Source organism: Erythrobacter sp. HKB08 (assembly GCF_004114695.1).
Taxonomy (GTDB): Bacteria; Pseudomonadota; Alphaproteobacteria; order Sphingomonadales; family Sphingomonadaceae; genus Parerythrobacter_A.
Genome location: NZ_CP035310.1, coordinates 1,835,950 through 1,853,738 on the forward strand (window position 1 = coordinate 1,835,950; position 17,789 = coordinate 1,853,738).

Here is a 17,789-nt window from a genome sequence, read left to right on the forward strand (position 1 = left end):
AGTGTGCGGTCGAGGTCGCGGATTATTCCGGCAGGAAGTCGGGTACCGAGAGGTAGCGCTCGCCCGTATCGTAATTGAAGCCCAGTACGCGCGTGCCGGCATCGAGCTCGGGCAGCTTCTTAGCGATTGCAGCCAGCGTCGCACCGCTCGAAATGCCGACCAGCATGCCTTCTTCGCGCGCCGCTCGGCGAGCCATTTCCTTGGCGTCCTCTGCGTTCACAGGGATCGCACCGTCGATCGACTGGGTGTGAAGATTGCCCGGGATGAAGCCCGCGCCGATGCCCTGGATCGGGTGCGGGGCAGGCTGTCCCCCGCTGATGACGGGCGAAAGTTCGGGTTCGACGGCATAGGCCTTCATGTCCGACCAGTGGCGCTTAAGCTCTTCCGCGCAGCCGGTGAGGTGGCCGCCGGTGCCGACGCCGGTGATCATTACGTCGATCGGGTCGTCGCGGAAATCGGCGAGGATCTCCTTCGCGGTGGTGGCGACGTGAACTTTCCAGTTCGAGTCATTGTCGAACTGGCTCGGCATCCATGCGCCGTCGGTTTTCTCGACCAGTTCGGTTGCGCGCTCGATCGCGCCTTTCATGCCTTTTTCCTTGGGCGTCAGGTCGAAGCTGGCGCCGTAGGCAAGCATGAGGCGACGACGCTCGAGGCTCATGCTTTCCGGCATGACCAACACGAGCTTGTAGCCCTTGACCGCGGCGACCATCGCAAGGCCGATGCCGGTATTGCCGCTGGTCGGTTCGATGATCGTGCCGCCGGGCTCGAGCTTGCCGGCCTTCTCGGCGTCTTCGATCATTGCAAGGCCGATGCGGTCCTTGATCGATCCGCCGGGGTTCGCCCGCTCGCTCTTCACCCACACTTCGTGGTCGGGAAAGAGGCGGGACAGGCGGATATGCGGGGTGCCGCCAATCGTTTCGAGAATGGAACCGGCTTTCATGCTTTCTCTCCCTCGGGGTGGGTTGTCTCGTGATTATCTAGCAATTCGTCTGGCGGATCAAAGGTCCGCGTGGTGCGAAGGACCGGGAAGATGCGCGCCCAGATACCGACCGTGATGATCGCACCGATCCCGCCGGAAACGACTGCCAGCACCGGCCCGATCAGGAAGGCGAGCGATCCGGAGAAGAAATCGCCGAACTCGTTCGACGCGCTGATGGTCAGCAATGATACGCTGGAGACGCGCCCGCGTTTGTCGTCGGGAGTGTGCAGCTGGATCAGCGACTGGCGGATGTAGACGCTGAACATGTCGGCCGCGCCGACGATGAACAGCATCGCGAGGCTCAGCGGCATGCTTTTCGAGATACCGAAGATTACCGTGGCAAGGCCGAAGATCGCCACTGCCCAGAGCATCTTCGGTCCGACATTCGTTTTAAGCGGCCTCAAACTGAACCACAGCGCAGTCAGTGCCGCTCCGACCGCAGGGGCCATAGCCAGCTGGGCAAGGCCGGTCTCGCCAACCTGCAAGATATCGCGGGCGTAGACCGGGAAAAGCGCAGTCGCCCCGGCAAGGAAAACGGCGAAGAGGTCGAGCGTGATCGCTCCAAGCACCATCTTGTTGTGAATGACATAACGGAGCCCGTCGACGACCTGCCCGATGGGGCGCTGGTCCTTGCGAACAGGTGGCTGCGGGACTTTCGAGATCACGCCGAGCGCAATGGTCGACACCAAGAAAAGGCCAGTTGCGACGGCGTAGGGAAGGGCCGGTTCAATGGCGTAGAAATAGCCGCCCATCGCCGGACCCACGATCATCCCGACCTGCCAGGCAATGGATGACAGGGCGATGGCGTTCGGCAGGATTGCCTTGGGCACAAGGTTCGGAGAGAGCGCCGATAGGGCAGGACCGGCAAACGCACGGGCAATGCCGAGCAGGATCGCGACGGCGAACAGCCACGGGATCGAAATCTCGTCGCTCCATGTGAGGAAACCGAGCAGCGCCGCGCAAAGCAATTGCAGGGCAACCGTGAAACGACCGACATTGCGGCGATCGAGCCTGTCGGCTGCAAGCCCCGCAAAAGGGGTGAGCACGAACAGCGGCAGGAACTGGAGAAGGCCGATCAGCGCCAATTGGCCGGACGCTTCGCCTACGCTCATGCCGCTATCGCGGGCGAGATTGTAGGTTTGCCACCCGATGATGAGCAGCATCGCATATTGCGCCAGCGTCATTGACAGGCGCGATACCCAATAGGCGCGGAAATTAGGGACCCGGAACGGGTGGGTCGGTTCGCTGGGGATTGCCGCTTCGCTCACGCAAGCGCCATGGCAGGGGCGATGGCGCTTGGGAAGGATCGATTGGTTTTGCGAGCCCCAAGCGGGGCTTCAGGCGCTTCCGCTCAGCGGCGACGGCGCAGCTTGGGGTTGGGCTGCAGCGTGTCGATCATCGCGTCGAAATCGTCGAGGCGGATGATGCGTTCGAACTGGAAGCCGGCGCGCTCGTCGCGGACCCAGATCACATAGGCCTCGATCCGGCCGACGACCGGGAGGCGCACGATGATGCGATCGCCGCGATTGAGGTCTTCGGCATTGTCGACCATGAAGCCGTGGGCCGAGATGTTCGAAATATGCAGTTGCACATCGCCGCGAACATTGTGTTCCGCGATTACGGGATAGTCGACCGGATGGCGCGTTGCACGGCGCTGATCGGTTACCGAAAGCTGAGCTCCAACTGACACGTTCCTAAACCCCTCGTTGTTGCGAACGAGGATCGTTAATGGGCCAAAAAGCCTGATATTCTGTAAAAGAAATTGTCCGAAAATGGGACAAAACCGCCGTTTTTGGCGGATTTCTTATCGCGTCAGGATGCCGTGCTTCTTTTTGCCGAGGCTGATCTTCACCTCATCGCCGGAAGCGATCTCGACCAAATGGCCGGGTTCGCTGACGGTCTCGCCGTCGAGCTTCACGGCCCCCTCGGCCAGCTTGCGCTTCGCTTCGCCGTTCGAAGCGGTGAAGCCGATCCCGGTAAGCACCGCGCCGATGCGCATGCCTTCATCACCGACTGCCAGCGTGGGAAGGTCCTCTCCGGCTCCGCCAGCGCCGAAGGTCTGCGCTGCAGTAGCCTCCGCCGAGCGAGCAGCTTCCTCGCCGCGCACCAGCTTGGTGACCTCGTTTGCAAGCACGATCTTGGCCTGGTTGATATCGGCGCCCTCGAGCGATTCGATGTGTGCGATCTCGTCGAGCGGCAGGTCCGTGAAGAGGCGCAGGAAACGGCCCACATCGCGGTCGTCTGCATTGCGCCAGTATTGCCAGAAATCGTAGCTCGGCAGCTGCTCCTCGTTGAGCCAGACCGCGCCGGCAGCGGTCTTGCCCATCTTCGCGCCATCGGCGGTCGTCAGCAGCGGCGTGGTGACGCCGAATAGCTCGCGGCCTTCCATGCGGCGGGCGAGTTCCATGCCGTTGACGATATTTCCCCACTGATCGCTCCCGCCCATCTGCAGGCGGCAGTCGTAACGACGAGCCAGTTCCAGGAAATCGTAGGCCTGGAGGATCATGTAATTGAATTCGAGGAAGGTCAGCGGCTGCTCGCGTTCGAGGCGCAGCTTCACCGAATCGAAGGTGAGCATTCGATTGACCGTGAAGTGCGGACCGACATCGCGCAGGAGCTCGATGTAGCCGAGTTCAGACAGCCACTCATCGTTGTTGACCATGACCGCATCGGTCGGACCGTCACCGAACGTCAGCAGTCGCTCGAAAACCTTGCGGATGCCGGCGATGTTCTCGTCGATGAGTTCGGACGTGAGCAGCTTGCGGCTCTCGTCCTTGCCGCTCGGATCGCCGATCTTGGTCGTCCCGCCACCCATCACGACGATGGGTTTGTGACCTGCCTGTTGCAGGCGCCGAAGCATCATGATCTGGACGAGGCTGCCGACATGCAGGCTGGGCGCCGTTGCGTCGAAGCCGATATACCCCGGGATCACCTGCTTCTGCGCAAGGGCATCGAGGCCCTCGGCATCGGTCTGCTGGTGGATGTAGCCTCGCTCGTCGAGCAGGCGCAGGAGATCGGATTCGAACTGGCTCATAGCGTTGCCGCGCCTAGCACGCGAAGCGCACTGTGCAAGCGGGCTTTACTCGCTCGAGGCGCTGTAGAGGGCGTCCACCATCTCGGTGTGCGTGCCGCTGGAGCACGAATCCGAAGCGACGGAGACTGCCCAGACCGCGGCCCCGCGGCGGATACTGCCAGTCGTCACGCAGCCGCCGGGATAGCCCGCGCGGACATTGAACTTCTCGCCCGAGCGCGCAGTCAGCGTAGCGAGCGAAACGCCGAGTTCACCGACGATTTCGCTGCGCGGCGAGACTTCGGTTTCGACCGACTGGCGCAGATACTGCGTGCCTGCCCTGATCACGGCTTCTTCCTGGCTCGCCAGTGCGGCCTCGTCCATCCCGTCGGGCTTCTTGTCGGTCTTGAAATGCATGTAGCTGACGAGGACGCCCGTGCTGCCCTTGCGCAGCCGCGTTTCGCTCGCACCGACCATCATTTCCTTCATCGAAGGCATGTTCATCGCAGGGTTTACGAAACGCTCGACCTTCCACCCCTTCGAAAGGGCGATCGATACACCGCCGTCCAGCTTCTCGGACTTGGTATCCTGCGCAAGAGCTGCGCTCGTGACCAGCGTCGCGGCAATAGCAGTCGTCAGAAATTTCATGTGCGATCCCTCACTCGGCGCAAGCAATCGCGCCATCGGCGGCGATATCCCACGAGCTTCGAAAGATGTCATCCGAATTGCGCGGGTTACGCGCCGAAATGTGGCCAAACCGCTTGCAGCACCCAGCAGGCTACGCGATAGCGAGGGCAATGCATCAGCTTGTTCTCCATCCGCATTGCGAGGCCGGTCCCATCGAGCATGTCTCGGCCGAAATCGAGCCGACGGCGCAAGGCTGCCGGGCGCGCTTCAGGCTCCAGGGCGATATCGCAAATATCAAGATTCCCGAGCCCGCCATGAGCGAGCGGATGGACAATCTCTGGAAGACGACGTGCTTCGAGATTTTCTGGCAGCCGCGCGGCGACAGCTATTACCGCGAATTCAACCTCAGCCCCTCTTCGCGCTGGGCTTGCTATGATTTCGACGATTTCCGTCTCAACAGCCGGGATGCGCCGGTCGAGGCGATTTCGATCAGCTGCTCCCATTCGGATGGCGAGCTCGTTCTCGAAACCGAAATCGCTTCGGAGCTACCACTGCCCGCCGACGTCGCCCTCAACGCCATCGTCGAGGATATGCAGGGCAGGATCCAGTTCTGGGCACCTGCCTTTCCGGACGGGAAACCGGAGTTCCACAGCGAAACCTGTCGCCAAATCCATATCGCCGGACGGCTTTGAAACCCATGACCACTACCAAAATGCCGCCGATGACGACTGGGCTCGACGAATTGCTGGCCGACCGCGAGCTGCTCAAGCAGCTTGAGGGCCGCCGGGTTTCGCTTGTCGCCCATCCGGCGAGTGTCACGCGCGGCCTGACCCATTCGCTCGACGTCCTGATCGCGAACGGTGTGAACGTCACCAGCGCTTTCGGCCCGCAACACGGGATCAAGGGCGACAAGCAGGACAACATGGTCGAGACCGAGGACGAGACCGACCCCGACTACAATATCCCGATCTTCAGCCTCTATGGCGAGGTTCGCCGGCCTACCGGGCAGATGATGTCGAGCGCCGATGTATTCCTGTTCGATCTCCAGGATCTCGGCTGCCGGATATACACCTTCGTCACCACGCTGCTCTACCTGCTCGAGGAAGCGGCGAAGCATGGCAAGGAAGTGTGGGTGCTGGACCGGCCGAACCCAGCGGGGCGACCGGTGGAAGGAACCTTGCTGGTCCCGGGGCAGGAGAGCTTCGTCGGTGCCGCTCCGATGCCGATGCGTCATGGGTTGACGATGGGCGAGATGGGACACTGGTTCATCGATCACTTCGGGCTCGATGTGGAATACCGCGTCGTGAAAATGCGGGGCTGGCAACCGGATGGCGAGGGCCATGGCTGGCCGCCCGAGAGGGTCTGGATCAATCCCAGCCCGAACGCCGCGAATGTGAACATGGCGCGCGCCTATGCCGGGACCGTGATGCTCGAAGGGACGACGCTGAGCGAGGGCAGGGGCACGACGCGCCCGCTGGAGGTGCTGTTCGGCGCACCCGATATCGATGCGCGCGCCGTGCTCGATGAAATGAACCGTTTCGCGCCGGAATGGATGGAAGGGTGCGTTCTTCGTCCGTGCTGGTTCCAGCCGACTTTCCACAAGCATGAAGGCCAGCTGTGCAACGCGCTGATGATCCATGCCGAGGGACCGCTTTACGATCATGCGGCGTTCCGGCCGTGGAGGCTGCAGGCGCTGGCATTCAAGGCGATCCGCCAGCTCTATCCCGACTACGAGCTGTGGCGCGATTTCCCTTATGAATACGAGTTCGAGCGCCTGGCGATCGACGTGATCAACGGCGGGCCTTCCTTGCGCGAATGGGTCGATGACAGCTCTTCCACGCCGCACGACCTCGATGCAATGGCCGCGAACGACGAGGCCAGCTGGATCGCAACCGTTCGCGAACACCTTCTCTATTGATGCGCGACTTTCGCCTTCCCACACCAGAAATGACCGAGGCGGAAGCCGACCAGCGGCTCGCGTCGGACCGCAACGACTTCGAAGCCATGCTGGCCAAGGCGGAGAACCGCCTGCGCCAGAAGGACCACCGCGCCGCGTCGGCCTATTTCGGTGCGGCCGCGCAGATCGGGCAGAAAACCCCCGGGGTTCCGCCCGACAGGCTCTTGCGCATCCGCGACGCGATGCAGTGGATCGAGGCGCGCTATCTCGACCATATCTACGCCTCGCTAAAGGCAGCGGGTCATCCGGAGCAGGACTGGCATCCGCGCTTCCGCCGTTCGCTCGAGATCATGACGGGCAAACGCCTGCGCGATCCGCCGCGTGAGCCATTCCCGCAGTTGCCAACAGCGTTTTATTACGACGGTCTTCCGTATTTCGAGTTCGCCGACGCTGGTGCCTTTGCTTGGCGCGAAAGCGTCGAGGCAGCGACGGACGCGATACGCGATGAAGCGCAGGCGTTGCTGCGCACCGACGGCACCTTCGGCCCATATGTGAAGAGGGCCACCGACCGCCCCCAGGGCGATGTCCACGGCCTGCTCGACAATACGGACTGGAGTACCTTCGACCTCACCGCGAAGGGTCAGCCGGTAGCCGACCGGATCGAGCTTTGTCCGCAAACGCATGCGGCGATCTCCGGTACGGGTGCCTTGTGCGATGTGCCGAACCGCGCGCCGACGATCATGTTCTCCCTGCTACGGGCCGGCAAACGCATCGCGCCGCATACGGGCATGATCAACACGCGGCTGATCTGCCACCTGCCGTTGATCGTTCCGGGCGAGGGCAAGCTTCGGGTCGGGAGCGAGGCACGGCAATGGGTCGAAGGCGAATTGATGGCTTTCGATGATACGGTCGAGCACGAAGCATGGAACGATGCGCATGAGGACCGGCTCGTCCTGATCTTCGATGTTTGGCGGCCTGAAATCGAGCCGATCGAGCGCGCGCAGATCAATGCGCTGTTTGCCGCCGTCGATAGCTATTGATCCAGGCCGTCTGGCTCCCTCACCGGTTGCACAAGCGACACCAGCACGAAGCTGATTAGCATCAGCAGGTACCAGCTGCCCAGCTTGGATATGTGGACCATCTCCCAGCCGTCTTCCTGGCCGGGGTAATTCCACGCATCCGCGAATGTCGCGATGTTCTCGGCAAACCAGATGAACAAGGCGACGAGGCCGAAGCCGAGCAACAGGGGCATCCAGCGATGTTCGCGCCAGTTGCGAAAGTAGATGCGCGTGCGCCAGAAGAGGATGGCGGTCAGCGCGAACAGGCCCAGCCGAATGTCCACCGTCCAATGGTGCGCGAAGAAGTTCACGTAGATGGCGATCGCCAGCAGCCAGGTCGCCCATTTCGAAGGATAGTTCGCATAGCGGAAGTCGAAGATCCGCCAGACCCGCGCGATATAGCTCCCGACCGCGGCATACATGAAGCCCGAGAACAGCGGCACCGCGCCGATGTGAAGCAAGCTATCCTCTGGGTAGACCCACGATCCCGCGGCAGTCTTGAACAGCTCCATCACTGTGCCGACGATGTGGAAGATCAGGATGACCTTCGCCTCGTCCCATGTTTCGAGCCGGAACAGCAGCATCGCGGCCTGGATGCCAATCGCGGCAATCGTCAGGAAGTCGTAGCGATGCAGCCCGGCGCCGTCGGGATAGAAGAGGTGCGTGACGAGAAGCAGGAACAGGAGCAGCGCGCCGAACAGACAAGCCCAGGCCTGCTTGAAGCCGAACAGCAGGAATTCGTAGAACCACAGGCGCCAACCGGTACCCGGATCAAATGCCTCGAGCCTTTGCCTGAACTGCTGGAACCGCGAATGGCGGGTGTCAGAAGGCCTCGACATATCGCGCGTTCTCGGCGTCCCACGAAAAATGGTGGTCGGGTCCGCAGTCGATCAGGTGCAGCCAGCGGTCGTCGACATTGAGCACCTTGCCGATTGCGATGTAGTGCGGCTTGTTGCCGTTCGCTTCGTCCGCGTCGATCGCTTCCTGCGTCCCGCGGATACGCCAACCGCTGTCGGGGTAAGTGTCGCCCTCCCGCGTCATGTCCGGCTCTTCGCAATAGAGATAATCGACGTGGGAGCGGCCCTGCAGAACGCAGTCGTCGACGAAGCAGCGCTCCCAATATTCCCTTGGCTCAGGCACATCCGGGCGAGGATTGTCCTTGTGGAAGGCAGTCGAGATCGCATGGGTCAGAGGAATTCGCACGCGGTCGCCGAGCTTCATCAGCGGCATGTCAGCCGGTTCGTTGTCGAGTGTCCCGATTACGTCGCCGTCGACGATGTCCTCGATCAGCACCCACATCCGTTCGGCACCGTACTTGGTCTCGCCATCCACTTGCCGGAAGATGGCCTTGATCCCGTCCTTCGGCTTGAGCGCCGCAAGCTCGTCGGGATGCGGCATGAAAAACGTGTAGGGGGATTCCGCAGCAATCGGCCGAGGATCGTCGAGCGCGATGCCGGGCGGCAGCTCGATCCGGCTCAATGCCCCTGTTTCCGGCTCAGCTCGCGCATCGCGTCGTCGAGGCCGTCGAGGGTCAGCGGATACATCCGGTCATCGACCAGCTGCTTCATGACCTTGGTCGACTGCGAGTAGCTCCACTGCTTCTCGGGCACCGGGTTGAGCCAAACGGTCGCCGGATAGGTGTTGGTCACCCGCTGCATCCAGGTCGCGCCGGCTTCCTCGTTCATATGCTCGACGCTGCCGCCGGGATGGGTTATTTCGTAGGGGCTCATCGCGGCGTCGCCGACGAAGATCACCTTGTAGTCGTGCCCGTATTTGTGAAGCACGTCCCAGGTTTTCGTGCGCTCCTGCCAGCGGCGCTTGTTGTCCTTCCACACGCCTTCGTAGAGGCAGTTGTGGAAGTAGAAGAATTCGAGGTTCTTGAATTCGCTGGTCGCGGCGCTGAACAGCTCCTCGCACAGCTTGACAAAGGGATCCATCGAGCCGCCGACATCGAGGAACAGCAGAAGCTTCACCGCATTGTGCCGTTCCGGCCGCATGTGGATGTCGAGCCAGCCCTGCTTGGCCGTGCCGTCGATCGTCGCATCGAGATCGAGCTCGTCCGCCGCACCTTCGCGCGCGAACCGACGCAGGCGGCGCAGGGCCATCTTGATATTGCGGGTGCCGAGTTCCTTCGTGTTGTCGAGGTTCTTGAACTCGCGCTTTTCCCAGACCTTGATCGCGCGCTTGTGCTTGCTCTCGCCGCCGATGCGCACGCCTTCGGGATTGTAGCCGGAATTGCCAAAGGGCGATGTGCCCCCGGTGCCGATCCACTTGTTGCCACCCTGGTGGCGCTTTTCCTGCTCTTCGAGCCGCTTCTTCAGCGTCTCCATGATCTCGTCCCAGTCACCGAGGGACTTGATCTTCTCCATCTCCTCTGGAGAGAGGAATTTTTCGGCCACGGCCTTCAGCCAGTCTTCGGGAATGTCGACCGGGTTCTGCCCGTAGTCGGTCATGATGCCCTTGAAGACCTTGTGGAAGACCTGGTCGAACCGGTCGAGCATGCCTTCGTCCTTCACGAAGGTCGCGCGCGAGAGGTAATAGAACGCTTCGGGCGTCTGCTCGATCACATCCTTGTCGAGCGCTTCGAGCAGGGTCAGGTGCTCCTTGAAGCTCGCACCAATTCCCGCTTCGCGCAGTTCGTCGACGAAATTGAAAAACATGAGCGGTGTCCTACGCGCAGTTTGGTTGCGTTTCCAGACCGATTTGCGGTGAAATCGGTAGAACCTCTTAACGGGATGATAACCAAACCTTGCGAAAGCCGGTGCATCTGAACTCGGGGGCTAAACCAGAACATGAAGCACGAAGCTTTTATCGAAGCGGGTCACAAGGCAATCGACCGCATTCCCGAGAGCTGTGGCAAGGTCACAGTCGGCTGTTCCGAAGTGGCCGGTATCGTCCAGTCCGTGATCGACAGTTCGGAGCGCCTGCGCGCGGAACACACCGCGCTTCGCGGCACGGTCTCCGAACTCGAAGCCGACCAGCAGAAAGTTTCCGAAGCGAGCGATGAAGCCCGCCTGCTGTCCGAACGCGCCATCGAGCGCCTGGGGCAGGGCACCGAGCTTATCCAGTCCTCGCTCGGCCAGATCTCCGACCTTCTCGAGCTCGTCGAAACGCTGACCCAGCACGTCACCGGTTTCGCCGCTGCCATGGAGCAGGTTCGCAAGAGCTCGCAGGATATCGAGCAGATTGCCGAAACGACCAATATTCTCGCGCTCAATGCGACCATCGAGGCCATGCGTGCCGGCGATGCCGGTCGCACCTTCGCTGTCGTTGCTAACGAGGTGAAAAACCTTGCCGGTGAAACCCGCCGCGCGACGGAGGAAATCACCCGCACGATCGACACGCTCGACGAAGAAGCGAACAGCGTGATCGAACAGATCGAAAGCGGCGCTCAGGCAAGCAAGGACGCCAAGAGTTCGGTCGCGCAGATCGAGCAGACCATCGGCGGCGTTGCCGAGCTGGTGGAGGAAGTCGATCGCCAGAACGACCAGATCGCCCGTTCGACCAGCACCATCAGCGGCCATGTCCACCGCGTGCAGGATGTTCTCGAAAGCTTCGACAAGGCAGCGATCGAGAACGAAGCCAAGCTGCAGAACGCGCATACCAATATCGAACAGCTCGAACTCGAAGCGAGCGAGATGTTCGACGGGATCGTCAAGGCGGGCCTGTCGCCGAGCGACAGCGCGATGGTTGCCAAGGCGACCGATTTCGCTCGTCAGGTTTCCGAAGCTGCCGAAAAAGCGCTGGCCGAAGGCAAGCTGTCGATGGATGCGCTGTTCGACACCGATTACCGAGACATCCCGGGCTCGAACCCGCCGCGTTTCCGTACTTCGCTGACCGAATGGGCCGATGCAAACTGGCGTCCAATCAACGACGCGGTCGTTGCCGAAGGCGGTCCGATCAAGATGTGTTCGCAGGCCGATATGAATGGCTTCCTGCCGACCCATATCTCCGAGCGTTCGCGCCAGCCGACCGGCGATCTGCAGCACGATACGATGTACTGCCGCAACGGCCGTATCCTGCTCGGCCCGATCGACCTGAAGGCCAAGCGCAGCAACGACGACTACATGATGGCGGTCTACCGCCAGGAAGGCGACGGCAAGACCAGCCTCGTCGTCCGCAACGTCTACATCCCGGTATTCATCAACGGGAGGCGCTGGGGCGACTTCGAGCTCGCCTACACGCTCTGACACTCAAACCGGCCGTATAAAACGATAACGGGAGCGCGGCCCTAATACCCGGGAGAGGGGTATGGACCAGTCGAAGATCGACCTGACCAATTCGGTTGCGATCAGTGAAATTCCGCGTCGCTGCGGGCATGTCGTCGATTGCTGTTCGGAAGTCGGCGGGCTTGTCTCGCTCGTCAAGGTAAGCTCGGCCAACCTGCGGCAGGAGCATGCGGCTCTGCAATCGACGGTTGCGGAACTGCATGCCGACCAGGTCAAGGTTGCCGACGCCAGCGATGAAGCACGCATCCTTTCGGAGCGGGCAATCGAACGACTGGGTCAAGGCGATGAACTGATCCGCAGCTCGCTCGATCGTATTTCGGAGCTCATCGAACTCGTCTCGAAACTCGGCACGCACGTGATCGGGTTTTCCGCCGCGATGGAACAGGTTCGCAAGAGCTCGGGCGACATCGACCGTATTGCCGAAACCACCAACATGCTCGCCCTCAACGCGACGATCGAAGCGATGCGCGCAGGAAGTGCCGGTTCGACTTTTGCCGTCGTTGCGGAAGAGGTGAAAGCGCTCGCCCGGGATACCCGCAGCGCAACTGAGGAAATCAACCGGACGATCGATGCGCTCGGCAGCGAGGCGACCTCCGTCGTGGCGCGCATCGAAACCGGCCAGAAGGAAAGCCAGAAGGCTCGCGAAAGCGTCGGTCAGATCGAGGAAACGATGGCCGGGGTCACCCAGCTCGTCGAGGAAGTCGACAAGCAGAACGACCAGATCGCCCGTGCGACCGGGACGATCAGCAAGCATGTTTCGCGTGTGAAGGATGGGCTATCCAGCTTCGAAGACGCGAATGTCTCGAACGAACGCGCGCTTGACGTGTCGGGTACCCGCCTGACCGAACTTGAAGGCATCGCGAACCAGATGTTCGACCAGCTGGTTCATGCCGGCCTTGCTCCGCAGGACGAAGAAATCGCGCAGCTCGCGATGGAAGGCGCGCGCGAGGCAATCGCCATGACCGAAGCCGCGATCGAGGCCGGCGAAATCTCGGTCGGAGCGCTGTTCGATCAGGACTACCGCGAAATTCCCGGCAGCAACCCGCCGCGTTTCCGCACCAGCCTTACCGACTGGGCGCATGAGCACTGGCGCAAGTTGCTCGACGAAACGACCGACAAGCGACCCGAAATCCTGTTCTCGCTGTTCAACGACATGAATGGTTACCTGCCGACCCACATCAGCGCCCAATCCAAGGCGCCGACAGGCGATCCGAAGCATGATGAGCTCTACTGCTTCAACGGCCGCATGATCGAGAAGAGCGCCGAATGGGAAGCCATGGCGGGCGCAGATTACGTGATGTACAGCTACCGCCAGCCGCGTGCGAACGGCAAATTCTGGCTGATGCGCTGCGCGACCGTGCCGCTTGTGTTCAAGGGGCGCAGGTGGGGCAACTTTGTCGTCGGCTACCGCGACGACCTGCGCGCCTGAAACTCAGATCTGATTAGCTCGGGTTGCGCCGTGCCATAAAGGCGAGGCGTTCGAACAGCATCACGTCCTGCTCGTTCTTAAGGAGGGCGCCGTGCAGCGGCGGGATCGCGTTGTTCGGGTTGCTGTCCTGCAGCACTTCCAGCGGCATATCTTCGTTCAGAAGCAGCTTGAGCCAGTCGAGCAATTCGCTCGTCGACGGCTTCTTCTTCAGGCCCGGCACGTCACGCAGTTCGTAGAAAACGTCCATCGCCTTGGTGACGAGGTTCTTCTGGATGCCCGGATAGTGGACCTCGATGATGTCGCGCATCGTCTCGCGATCGGGGAACTTGATGTAGTGGAAGAAGCAGCGGCGCAGGAATGCGTCGGGCAGTTCCTTCTCGTTGTTCGAGGTGATGACGACGATCGGGCGTTCCTTCGCCTCGATCCGCTCACGCGTCTCGTAAACGTCGAAGCTCATGCGATCGAGTTCCTGCAGGAGGTCGTTCGGGAACTCGATATCGGCCTTGTCGATCTCGTCGATCAGCAGGACGGGCAGTTCGGGCGAGGTGAAGGCCTCCCACAGCTTGCCCTTCTTGATGTAGTTCGAGATGTCGTGGACACGCTCGTCGCCGAGCTGGCCGTCGCGCAGACGGGCAACCGCGTCGTATTCGTACAGGCCCTGCTGCGCCTTGGTGGTCGACTTCACGTTCCACTCGATCAGCGGCGCATTGATCGCCTTGGCGATTTCGTGGGCGAGGACGGTCTTGCCGGTACCCGGTTCGCCCTTGACGAGCAGCGGGCGGCGCAGGGTCACTGCTGCATCGACCGCGACTTTCAGGTCGTCGGTGGCGATGTAATTCTCGGTTCCGGTAAAACGCTTCTCGGCCATCGGTTGTCCTCTGCAACTTGCTTTACGTGGGCGTTAAGCGGCGAGGGCGGCAAGCGCAAGGGTGACGCAACGGAAAGCGCCGTGAGACACCCGACCGATCAGATCCGCGTTAGTCCGATGAGGATTGTCAGCGATAGGAAGAAGAGCAGCATAGCCATGGTCGCGATCTTCCAGCCCATGCCGGCGTCAGCCATACCCCGCCGCCAGGTGAAGCGGGCTATGAGGCCGGTGACCACCACGCCGGCCGCCATCACTGCCCAGCCCGAAAAGGACTGGAACAGCGCGAATACCAGAGGCTGCGTGATCACCTGGAGGATCAGCGCACCGGCGAACCAGGCGATCGGAATGGGGCGATAGGCCGCGTCCGATATATACCAGTCGGGAAGGGCGGTATCGGCGCGCGCGATGCGACGATCTCCGGCCATCACATCGCCTTCGTTGGCGTCGATGCCCGGAGTTTCGTCGTCAGGCATCGATCATGTCCCGATCGATTTCGCCTGCACGGTTCTGGATGAAATTGAATCGATGCTCGGGATTGCGCCCCATCAGCTGGTCGACCAGTTCCTTGACCGCGGCGCGCTGCTCGAACTCGGGTGGCAGGGTGATGCGAACCAGAGAGCGCGTTTCCGGGTTCATCGTCGTCTCGCGAAGCTGCGCCGGGTTCATCTCGCCGAGACCCTTGAAGCGTGCGACCTCGACCTTCTTGCCCTTGAACACTGTCGCCTCGAGCTCGGCACGATGTGCATCGTCGCGCGCATAGAGGCTCTCCTTGCCGGCGGTCAGGCGGTAGAGCGGGGGCTGGGCGAGGAAGAGATGACCGCGCCGCACTACCTCGGGCATTTCCTGGAAGAAGAACGTCATCAGCAGTGTCGCGATATGCGCGCCGTCGACGTCGGCATCGGTCATGATGATGATGCGGTCGTAGCGCAGGTTCTCCGGGTCGCAGTCCTTGCGTGTGCCGCATCCCATGGCGAGCGAGAGGTCGGCGATTTCCTGGTTGGCGCGGATCTTGTCCGCAGTCGCGCTCGCTACGTTGAGGATCTTGCCGCGGATCGGGAGGATTGCCTGCGTCTTGCGGTTGCGCGCCTGCTTGGCGCTGCCACCTGCCGAGTCGCCTTCGACGATGAAGAGTTCCGTCTCCCCGTCGCCTTCGCCGCTGCAATCGGTGAGCTTGCCGGGCAGGCGGAGCTTCTTCGCATTGGTCGCGGTCTTGCGCTTGATCTCGCGTTCCTGCTTGCGGCGCAGGCGCTCGTCCATGCGCTCCATGACCTGACCGAGCAGCGCTTTCCCGCGCTCCATATTGTCGGTGAGGAAATGGTCGAAATGGTCGCGCACGGCATTCTCGACAAGGCGCGCAGCTTCGGGCGAGGTCAGCCGGTCCTTCGTCTGCGACTGGAACTGCGGGTCGCGAATGAAGACGCTGAGCATGACTTCCGCGCCCGTCATCACGTCGTCGGCCGAGATGTCCTTGGCCTTCTTCGTGTTCGTGAGTTCGCCGAATGCGCGCAGGCCCTTTGTCAGCGCAGCGCGCACACCTTGTTCGTGCGTGCCACCATCGGGCGTGGGCACGGTGTTACAATACCAGCTCGTCGAGCCATCCGAATACAGTGGCCAGGCGATCGCCCATTCCACGCGGCCCTGCTCGTCGGGGAACTCCTGCGTCCCGGTGAAGGGCTGCGACGTGACGCACTCACGCTCGCCGATCTGCTCGGCAAGATGGTCGGCGAGGCCGCCCGGGAATTTGAAGACCGCTTCCGCCGGCACCTCCTCGCTCGCGAGGCTTTCGGCGCATTTCCAGCGGATTTCGACGCCGGCGAAGAGATACGCCTTGGAGCGAGCCAGCTTGAAAAGCCGCTTCGGGCTGAATTGGCGCTCGCCGAAAATCTCGGGATCGGGTTTGAAGCTGACCGTTGTGCCACGGCGGTTCGGCGTGGCACCGAGCTTTTCGATCGGGCCGAGCGTCTGGCCCTTGGAGAATTCCTGCGCGTAGAGTTGCTTGTCACGAGCAACTTCGACGCGCGTGTGTTCGGAAAGCGCGTTGACCACGCTGACGCCGACGCCGTGGAGGCCGCCCGAGGTGGCATAGGCCTTGCCCGAGAACTTTCCGCCCGAGTGGAGCGTCGAGAGAATGACCTCCAACGTCGACTTGCCCGGAAACTTGGGATGCTCGTCGACCGGGATGCCGCGACCATTGTCGGCGATCGACAGGCGGTTGCCTTCCTCGAGGCTGACTTCGATGCGCGTCGCGTGGCCCGCGACCGCTTCGTCCATCGCGTTGTCGAGGACTTCGGCGGCGAGGTGGTGCAGCGCGCGGTCGTCTGTCCCGCCGATATACATGCCGGGGCGCCGACGAACGGGCTCGAGACCCTCGAGGACCTCGATGGAGGAGGAGTCGTAGTCGCCGCTCGACGCGGGCGTATCTTCAAACAGATCGTCGGACATGGACCGGATATAGGTCGCGATGTGGCGCGCTCACAAGAACGCGCCGCGCGTTATCGTCAGTCGCCGAAGTTGGTCGGCGCGGGCGAGACGATCACCACTTCGCCATCGCGGATTTCGCGCACTTCCATCGCGCGCTCGATCACGCCATTGCGACCGAAGCGGAACGGGCCGTCGAGGCCGAGGAAGCCGCCATCTTCGCGTAGCTGGCGCAGCGGGAAATCACGGCCCACCCGCCACTCGCGCGCGACGCGAAGCGTCAGCAGGACACTGTCGTAGCCGAGCGTCGCAATGCGATAGGGCTGATCGCCGAACCGGTCGCGGTAGCTGTCGGAGAAGCGCTTGAAGCGGCTGTCGGAAATTGCGCTGAACAGCGCGCCGCGCAGCGCAGCGGTGCGGGTCACGCCGCTCTCGCCGCTGAGGAGCTCGGTTCCAAGTATCTGGGTAGTACCTTCACCGCGCGGTTTCAGTTCATTTGCTGCGAGTGCTGCAAGACGGGCGCCGTCGGCGATCATCACGGTGTCGTAGCCGCCGCGCTGCTCGAGCCGCTGGGCCGCGCTCATGATCGAGGTGTTGCCCCGGTCGTAGCTTTCCGCGCCGACGAACCGGCCGCCATTTGCAACAACGGCAGTCTGGAATGCTGCCTCGACGCTGCGGCCGTAGTCGCCATCGGGCACAATGGCCGCGAAATCGCGCGAGCCGCGTTGGCGGGCGTAGGAAACCGTGCGTTCGATCGACTGCGCAGGGATCTGACCCATTACGAAAACGTCAGGCCCGGCCACGCTCGCATCGTTCGAATAGGTCACGATCGGGACATCGGCCGGACGCGCTTCTGCGAGCACCTGGGGCACGTTGCGGGCCGTCAGCGGCCCGAGGATCAGCTTGTTGCCATCGGCAATCGCGCGGCGAGCCGCTTCGCGCGCACCCTGCGCGGTATCGTAGGTGGTGATGCGCAGGTTACTGGCATTGGTGTCGAGCAGGGCCATGGTGGTGGCATTGGCGATGGAGTTACCGACGGCGCCGTTCTCGCCCGTCAGCGGAACGAGAAGCGCAATCCGGTGACGCGTCTGGTCGCCGCTCGGCAGCGCAGTCGCACTCGGTTCGGGGGCAGGGCCCGTTTCCTCTACCGGTCCCGTCGAGGTTTCCGGCACCTTGGGCACGATCTGACAGCCCGCAAGCAGCGCCGTCGCCGCCGCAATCGCGAAAACCCTGCGACCCTGTTGAAAGAACTTCATTTCTTGCCGACCCCTGAT

The 17,789-nt window shown here is 62.1% G+C and carries 17 protein-coding genes; 5 read left to right on the top strand and 12 right to left on the bottom strand.

Annotated elements, in window-relative coordinates; genetic code table 11:
* Positions 1-22: 22 nt before the first annotated feature.
* The 5 genes from cysK to EO245_RS08865 form a co-directional block, all read right to left on the bottom strand.
* On the bottom strand, positions 23-940 hold the full coding sequence (gene cysK / locus EO245_RS08845) for a cysteine synthase A (protein ID WP_128892577.1): 918 nt from the start codon (positions 938-940) through the stop codon (positions 23-25).
* Positions 937-2,247 carry an MFS transporter gene (locus EO245_RS08850; RefSeq protein ID WP_255416938.1) on the bottom strand — a complete coding sequence of 437 codons (1,311 nt, stop codon included), beginning with the start codon at positions 2,245-2,247 and terminating at the stop codon, positions 937-939. The genes cysK and EO245_RS08850 overlap by 4 nt, the downstream gene beginning before the upstream one ends.
* Positions 2,248-2,330: 83 nt before the next feature.
* Positions 2,331-2,669, bottom strand: coding sequence for a PilZ domain-containing protein (locus tag EO245_RS08855; protein ID WP_128892578.1), 339 nt, complete (start codon positions 2,667-2,669; stop codon positions 2,331-2,333).
* A gap of 114 nt (positions 2,670-2,783) precedes the next feature.
* Complete coding sequence (gene tyrS, locus EO245_RS08860; protein ID WP_128892579.1) at positions 2,784-4,013, bottom strand: tyrosine--tRNA ligase; 1,230 nt, start codon at positions 4,011-4,013, stop codon at positions 2,784-2,786.
* Between the two features lie 45 nt (positions 4,014-4,058).
* Positions 4,059-4,637 carry a hypothetical protein gene (locus EO245_RS08865; protein WP_128892580.1) on the bottom strand — a complete coding sequence of 193 codons (579 nt, stop codon included), beginning with the start codon at positions 4,635-4,637 and terminating at the stop codon, positions 4,059-4,061.
* A 149-nt stretch (positions 4,638-4,786) separates the two neighbouring features.
* Between EO245_RS08865 and EO245_RS08870 the strand changes: the two genes are divergently transcribed.
* From EO245_RS08870 to EO245_RS08880, 3 genes are read left to right on the top strand one after another with little or no spacing between them, the layout of a single operon-like run.
* Positions 4,787-5,308: a hypothetical protein gene (locus EO245_RS08870; RefSeq protein WP_128892581.1), complete on the top strand. Its 522-nt coding sequence runs from the start codon at positions 4,787-4,789 to the stop codon at positions 5,306-5,308.
* 29 nt (positions 5,309-5,337) lie between these two features.
* Complete coding sequence (locus tag EO245_RS08875; protein WP_128893522.1) at positions 5,338-6,534, top strand: exo-beta-N-acetylmuramidase NamZ domain-containing protein; 1,197 nt, start codon at positions 5,338-5,340, stop codon at positions 6,532-6,534.
* Positions 6,534-7,553 (top strand): aspartyl/asparaginyl beta-hydroxylase domain-containing protein, encoded by a 1,020-nt coding sequence (locus EO245_RS08880; RefSeq protein ID WP_128892582.1) that lies wholly within the window; start codon positions 6,534-6,536, stop codon positions 7,551-7,553. Before EO245_RS08875 ends, EO245_RS08880 begins: the two co-directional genes overlap by 1 nt.
* On the opposite strand, the gene EO245_RS08885 is transcribed toward EO245_RS08880, so the two are convergent.
* From EO245_RS08885 to EO245_RS08895, 3 genes are read right to left on the bottom strand one after another with little or no spacing between them, the layout of a single operon-like run.
* On the bottom strand, positions 7,547-8,410 hold the full coding sequence (locus EO245_RS08885) for a DUF817 domain-containing protein (protein ID WP_128892583.1): 864 nt from the start codon (positions 8,408-8,410) through the stop codon (positions 7,547-7,549). The genes EO245_RS08880 and EO245_RS08885 overlap by 7 nt on opposite strands.
* Positions 8,394-9,050: a DUF2185 domain-containing protein gene (locus tag EO245_RS08890; RefSeq protein WP_128892584.1), complete on the bottom strand. Its 657-nt coding sequence runs from the start codon at positions 9,048-9,050 to the stop codon at positions 8,394-8,396. The genes EO245_RS08885 and EO245_RS08890 overlap by 17 nt, the downstream gene beginning before the upstream one ends.
* Positions 9,047-10,231, bottom strand: coding sequence for a VWA domain-containing protein (locus EO245_RS08895; protein ID WP_128892585.1), 1,185 nt, complete (start codon positions 10,229-10,231; stop codon positions 9,047-9,049). Before EO245_RS08895 ends, EO245_RS08890 begins: the two co-directional genes overlap by 4 nt.
* Positions 10,232-10,363: 132 nt before the next feature.
* Here EO245_RS08895 and EO245_RS08900 point away from each other — a divergent pair, with 132 nt between their 5' ends.
* Both EO245_RS08900 and EO245_RS08905 read left to right on the top strand, forming a co-directional pair.
* Positions 10,364-11,761, top strand: a complete 1,398-nt coding sequence (locus EO245_RS08900; protein ID WP_128892586.1) for a methyl-accepting chemotaxis protein — start codon at positions 10,364-10,366, stop codon at positions 11,759-11,761.
* 61 nt (positions 11,762-11,822) lie between these two features.
* A complete protein-coding gene (locus EO245_RS08905; RefSeq protein WP_128892587.1) occupies positions 11,823-13,229 on the top strand; it encodes a methyl-accepting chemotaxis protein in 1,407 nt (468 codons plus the stop codon).
* A gap of 13 nt (positions 13,230-13,242) precedes the next feature.
* On the opposite strand, the gene EO245_RS08910 is transcribed toward EO245_RS08905, so the two are convergent.
* The 4 genes from EO245_RS08910 to EO245_RS08925 form a co-directional block, all read right to left on the bottom strand.
* Entirely contained in the window at positions 13,243-14,097 is an 855-nt protein-coding gene (locus EO245_RS08910; RefSeq protein ID WP_128892588.1) for a MoxR family ATPase, read from the bottom strand.
* 98 nt (positions 14,098-14,195) lie between these two features.
* Positions 14,196-14,570, bottom strand: coding sequence for a hypothetical protein (locus tag EO245_RS08915; protein WP_128892589.1), 375 nt, complete (start codon positions 14,568-14,570; stop codon positions 14,196-14,198).
* Positions 14,563-16,539 (bottom strand): DNA topoisomerase IV subunit B, encoded by a 1,977-nt coding sequence (gene parE, locus EO245_RS08920; RefSeq protein ID WP_128892590.1) that lies wholly within the window; start codon positions 16,537-16,539, stop codon positions 14,563-14,565. Before parE ends, EO245_RS08915 begins: the two co-directional genes overlap by 8 nt.
* Positions 16,540-16,595: 56 nt before the next feature.
* Positions 16,596-17,771 (bottom strand): penicillin-binding protein activator, encoded by a 1,176-nt coding sequence (locus EO245_RS08925; protein WP_128892591.1) that lies wholly within the window; start codon positions 17,769-17,771, stop codon positions 16,596-16,598.
* Positions 17,772-17,789 lie beyond the last annotated feature (18 nt).